Below are 3,237 nucleotides of genomic sequence, written 5' to 3' on the forward strand. Positions count from 1 at the left end.
ACCGCCACCGGCGAGCTGCTCAAGCACATCCGGGTGTTGCCGGTGCCCCGCGGGCTCTCGCCGGCCCGGGTGCTGGCCGCCCGCGGGCTTTTCGAAACCTTCGGCTCATTCCGGATACCCGGGCTGGCACACCGGCCGGTGCGCGAGTTGGTGGAGTTCGTGGCGGTCGGCAGCGGCGCCGACCCGCGGGCCGCGCGCTTGATCCACGAACTCTTCGACGCCACCCCGCCGGCCGGGCGGGGCGGCTGCGGCAAGGCACTGATCGCTTCACTGGGCGCGCAGCACATCGACCTGTCCGGGCTGACCGTGCCGACGCTGGTGATCGGCAGCGAAGAGGACCGGCTCACCCCGATCCGGCAGGCCCGCAAGATCGCCGGCGCGGCACCCAAACTGGCCGGCCTGATCGAGCTCTCCGGCGGGCACTGCTCGATGCTGGAGCGGCCGCAGGAGGTCAACCGGGCGCTGCGGGGACTCGTCGAATCGGTGTCCGGCGACAGCCGGCCGGCGTGATCGGAAAGCCTCGTCTGGGCGCAATCGCCCTGGTCGCGGCGCTTCTGCTGGTGCCGGGCTGTACCCGGGCGGTCTTCGGCACACCGGCCGGGCCGGCCGGGCCCACCGAGCCGGTGTCGGGGTCCGATCAGCCGCGGCATTTCTCCGGCCCCAGCGTGCTGCCGTTCACCGGCCTCACCCGGCCGACCGGGGTGGCGGTGGACGCGGACGGAAACGTCTACGTCGCCGACGCCGGTAACCACCGGGTGCTCAAGCTGGCGTCCGGCGCCCAGACCGAGCTGCCGTTCACCGGCCTGGGGAACCTGACCGGTATGGCGGTGACCGGGCCCGGCGACGTCTACGTCTGCTACTTCACCAGCGGCTATCCCGGCGTCGGCACGGTGGTGAAGCTGGCCGCCGGGTCCGAGAGCCAGACCGAGCTGGGTTTCACCGGCCTGATCGACCCGCGCGGGGTGGCGGTCGACGCCGCCGGCAACGTCTACGTCGCCGACCGGCGGATCCAGGCGGTGGTCCGGCTCGATGCCGGGTCCGGCAGCCAGTCGACGCTGCCGTTCGTCGGGCTGGAGTTCGCCAGTGGGGTGGCCGTGGACGCCGCCGGCAACGTCTACGTCACCGACACCGGGACCTCCGACAACCGGGTGCTGAAGCTGGACGCCGGATCGCGCACCCAGACCGTGCTGCCGTTCACCGGGCTGAGTCAGCCGTACGGGGTGGCGGTGGACGCCGCGGGCGATCTCTACGTCGGCGACGCCAACAACGGCCAGGTGCTGATGCTGCCGGCGGGGTCCGCCGGCCCGACGGTGTTGCCGTTCGGGAGTCGCTCTCCGGAAGGGCTGGCGGTGGACACCGACGGAAACGTCTACGCCGCCGACTCGCAGGGCGGCCGGGTGCTGAAGCTGACCGCGGAATAGCGGAGCCGGGCTACGGCGCTACCGCCACCCAGTCGGGGAACCCGGACGGGTCGTGCCGGCCCAGCACGCCGTGCTCGTAGAGTCCCCAGCCCACCACCGGGTCGCCGTCGCCGTCCCGGCAGAGGGCCCGCCCGACGTGGTCGATGACGCCGAACCCGCTGCGGGCGACGATCGCCGGGTCGGTCATGTCGTAGCTGAGCCGCTCGGTGAACTTCTCGCCGCGCCACTGCCCGTGCAGCCAGTCGATGTCGCCGCCGTAGCCGCCGCCGACGTGGATCGGCGCTGCCAGCTTGGACTCCACCTCGAAGGCCACCGGGGTGCCGTCCGGGCGGGTGGCCGCGCTGGTGGCGCCGGTCGGGATCCGGGTGCCGGAGACGTATCGGGTGGTCACCCGTGGCCAGCCCAGCTGCTCGACCCGGCCGTCGCGCCAGATGCGCGTGCAGTCGTTGAGCGACCGGAACCCGTCGGGCTCCTCCTGAATGATCAGCACGACGGCGAAGTCGTCGAACGCCATCGGCGCATACAGCCACCACATGCCCTCGAACGGCGGATCGGTGGGGCGCCCCGCCGGCACGCGTTAGCCGACCGGGCGGATGCCCCACGGCCCGTCCCGGCTGCCCATCCAGCTGGCCGGGTCGACGGCGATCTCCTCGCCGTCGATCGCGATCCGCCCGCTCCAGCTGCCCAGCTGGGCGAAGCGCTGCGCGTCCAGCGTCACCCGGCTGCCGGACCGCAGCACGTGCGGCTGCTCTTGCACCACGTCGAAGAGTCCCCGCCAGGTCAGGTCGACGGCGATGCCTTCGGTCTCCTCGCACACCACCCGCAGCCGGCGCAGCGGCTCGGTGACCTCGACGCGGTACGCCCCGACGTGCGGGTGCAACCGGTCGGCGTCGATCACGTCGGAGAGATGCACCGCGGTCTGGGTACCGCTGGGTCCAACGTCGCCGGATCCGCGGCTCCGGCGCCGGACCAGCACGAAGGCGTCCTTGACCCCCAGGTTGGGGTAGTAGCCGATGCCGGAGATGACGAAGATCTCGCCGGTGCGGTCGTGGGCGTTGAAGTAGGACCGGTCGTAGAAGTTGCGGTCCGAGGAGCCCGGCCAGGCGATCGGCTGCGGCAGTTGGTGAATCGGGTACTCGTCGAGCGGTCCGATCATCGGACGTCCTCTCCGATCAGGCGCTTGAGCAGGCCGGCGTGGTAGAAGAACGACTCCGGGCAGACGCCGGCGTCCTCCGGTGCCGGCTGCTCGCCGAAGTGCACCCGCCGGGCGCCGGTGCGCATGAACACCACCGCCCAGATCAGCGCCGAGTACGCGTAGAACCAGTGCAGGTCGGCCAGTTCGACGCCGGTGCGCCGGCGGTACTCGGCCCGCACGTCGGCCTCGGTAAGCACGTCGGGCAGCCCGGGCAGCCCGCCCAGCTCGGCGATCTCCTGAAACACCCGGTGCGCGAAGATCAGCCACGCCACGTCGAATTCGCGCGGCCCCAGCGACGCCTCCTCCCAGTCCAGCACCGCCACCGGCGCGAAGTCGCGGTAGAGCACGTTGCCGATCCGGGCGTCGCCCCAGCACAGCACCGGCGGCGCGGCGTCGGCGTCGGCCGGCCAGTGCGCCGCCAGCCAGTCGAAGGTGCGTTCCAGCAGCGGCGAGCGGCCGATGTCGGCCGCGGCGAACTCATACCAGGACCGCACCCAGCCGACGTGCCGGCGCAGCGCGGTCGCCCCGGTCCGGCCCTCCTCCAGGAACCAGAACGTCTGCTCCGGGTTCGGGATCGAGTGCAGCTGGGCCAGCACGTCCACGGTGGCGTCCTGCAGCGCC

Annotated in this window: 3 protein-coding genes and 1 pseudogene; 2 read left to right on the forward strand and 2 right to left on the reverse strand. The window is 72.4% G+C overall.

Annotation, left to right across the window (positions count from 1 at the left end; genetic code table 11):
* The coding region (locus AC2VNT_RS02925; RefSeq protein ID WP_486945432.1) for an alpha/beta fold hydrolase at window positions 1–510 on the forward strand (510 nt) is incomplete at its 5' end.
* Window positions 507–1,421, forward strand: a complete 915-nt coding sequence (locus AC2VNT_RS02930) for an NHL repeat-containing protein (protein ID WP_486945433.1) — start codon at window positions 507–509, stop codon at window positions 1,419–1,421. The genes AC2VNT_RS02925 and AC2VNT_RS02930, both read left to right, overlap by 4 nt.
* A 10-nt stretch (window positions 1,422–1,431) precedes the next feature.
* Here the strand turns inward: AC2VNT_RS02930 and AC2VNT_RS02935 are convergent.
* Window positions 1,432–2,577, reverse strand: a pseudogene (locus tag AC2VNT_RS02935) (Rv3169 family protein).
* Window positions 2,574–3,237: phosphotransferase family protein (locus AC2VNT_RS02940; RefSeq protein WP_486945434.1), on the reverse strand; the 664-nt coding region annotated here is incomplete at its 5' end. The pseudogene AC2VNT_RS02935 and the gene AC2VNT_RS02940, both read right to left, overlap by 4 nt.

Source organism: Mycobacterium sp. TH-M15 (assembly GCF_057473705.1).